The sequence below is a fragment of the Streptomyces sp. NPDC099050 genome, from assembly GCF_044759865.1.
Classification (GTDB): Bacteria; Actinomycetota; Actinomycetes; order Streptomycetales; family Streptomycetaceae; genus Streptomyces.
In genome coordinates, this window is the sequence record NZ_JBIWAE010000067.1 from 1 (window position 1) to 2,181 (window position 2,181).

Below are 2,181 nucleotides of genomic sequence, written 5' to 3' on the forward strand. Positions count from 1 at the left end.
TCCTTCACCGCCCGGCCGGGGTTCTCGGCAAGGAGGGTGGAGAGCGCGACGCGGTTGTCCGTCATCGCGGCCTGGATCGCACCGCCGTTGAGGAAGGTGGCCGCGGCCTCTGGGTCGGAGCTGTTGAGCGCGGCGGTCGCGGCGAAGGCGACCTTCGGAGGGGCGATCCGGGCGAGGAAGAGGGTGGTCTCCCGGTCGTCCTGGCGCTGTGCGATCTGCCGGTCGGTGTCGATCCAGGTGTGGATGTCGGCGTCCGCGCCGGACAGTGCGAACCGGGCGGCCTCCTGGGACCAGGAACCCCTGGCGTCCATGTGGGCGAGGGCCGCCTTGCGGCCCAGCGCGGCGGCGGCGGCGGTGTCGCCCGACCGCAAGGCCGATTCGGCCTGGGTGACCAGGTCCTTCGTCGCTTGGGTGGTCTGCTCGGCCTGGGTCTTCTTCAGCTCGATCAGTGCCCGCTCACGGGCCTCGGCCTGGCTGATCTGGCGCATGTCCTCGACCGCGCGCTGCGTGTCCTGGTCGAGGCGCTGCCACTCGGCCTCGCGCGCGGCCTTCTCCACCGCGATCGCTGCGGTGACCGCGTCGGTGGCCGCCTTCGCGGCCTTGCTGGCCTCGTTGGCGAACTCGGTGGACTTGTTGGCGTGGTCCACCGACTGGCCCGCGTACTGGACCGCCCACTCGGCCGCGGTCGCGGCCTTGTCGGCGTGGGCGGCGGCGCTGTTGGCGGCGTCCCGGGCGGTACGGGCCGCCGTCGCCGAGGCGTTCGCCAGCGTCTGGGCGGTGCCGGCCGCGTTGGTGGCGATGTTGGCGTTGTTGGTGGCGATCTGCGCCTGGCGGCGGGCTTCGGCGGCCTCGGCCTGGGCCGCGCCGGCCGCGTTGGCGGCGGCCGCGGAGGAGCTGGCCGCGGAGGCGGCGGCGCGCGCGGCGCCGGCGGCGGAGGCGCCGGCGGCGGCGGACTGGGCCGAGGCGGTGGCGGCGAAGTCGGCGGCCTGGGCCGCGCTGCGGGCCCTGGCCGCGGCGTTGCGGGCGGCGACGGCGGCGTTCTTGGCCGCGGAGGCCTGGGAGGCGTCCTTGGAGGCGGAGATGGCGGCGCGGTAGGCCATCGCGGCCGCGGAGCCGGCGGTGGCCGCGGCCTGACTGGCCGCCGCGGCGGCGTAGGCGGCGCGGCGGGAGGCGAGGATCGCGGCGTGGGAGGCGTTGGTGGCCACGCGTGCGGCGTCGGCCGCACCCTTGGCGGCCTCGGCGGCCTTGCCGGCGGCCTTGCCGGCCTTCGCGACGTCGTTCTGGGCGGCCTGGGCTTCCGCGGCCGCGGTCTCCGCGGCCTGCTTGGCCTTCTCGGCCGCCGCGACGGCGCGGGCGGAGGCCTCCTCCGCCTGCTTCGTCTTGGCGTCGGCGCGCTTGCCCTCGCGTTCGACGACCGCGACGAGCTCCTCGATCTTCGAGCGCTCCTGGTCGCGGGCACGGGCTATGTGCTGACCCGTCTCCAGGAACCACTCGATGTCGTTCTCGGTGCCCGACAGAGCCCGGTCAGCGTACTTCTGCACCTCCGGACCCGCGCTCACCAACATCTTGGATGCTTCGACGCGCATGTCCTCGAACTGGGCGTTGAACTGACCGTCCATGAGGAACGCTTCGAGCGCCTCCGGGGTGCCGGTGGTCAGCGCCGTGTTCCCGGCCCGGTTGACGCCCTTGCCGCCCGAGGCCATCACCGTGGTGGTGGCGACCCGAAGGTCCTCCAGAATGGCCGCCTTGAAGCCCCCCGAGAGGAACGCGGAGACGCCGGCGGCGCCGCCGTTGAGGGCGGTGGTGGCCTCACGCCTGGTTCCCTTGCCACCAACCGCGAGGCCGGCAAGGAGCGCGGAGCGCTCGTCCTGCGCCGTCTCCTGGGCGAGCTTCACGGTCAAGAAGGTCTGCACGTCGGCGTCGGAGCCGGTCAGAGCGGCGGCAGCGGCGGCGCGAACGGCCTTGCCGCCCACCAGCCATGCCCTGACCACCTTCGCCCGCTCGGTGTCCGGCAGCAGGAACGGATCGCCGGGATCCTCACCCGCCGGGGGTGTATCTGCCCACGCGACCGTGGGGTTGAGCACGAGGCTGGACGTGGTGACGGCGGCCGTGGTGGCCGCGACGGCGGCAAGAACGCGCCGCCTACTCCAATAGGTGGTGTCCACAACATTCCTTCGGAAG

The 2,181-nt window shown here is 74.0% G+C and carries 1 protein-coding gene; it reads right to left on the minus strand.

The features are described from left to right. The coding region (locus ACIQV3_RS40495) for an ALF repeat-containing protein (protein ID WP_403722394.1) at nt 1-2,165 on the minus strand (2,165 nt) is incomplete at its 3' end. Nucleotides 2,166-2,181: the final 16 nt, after the last annotated feature.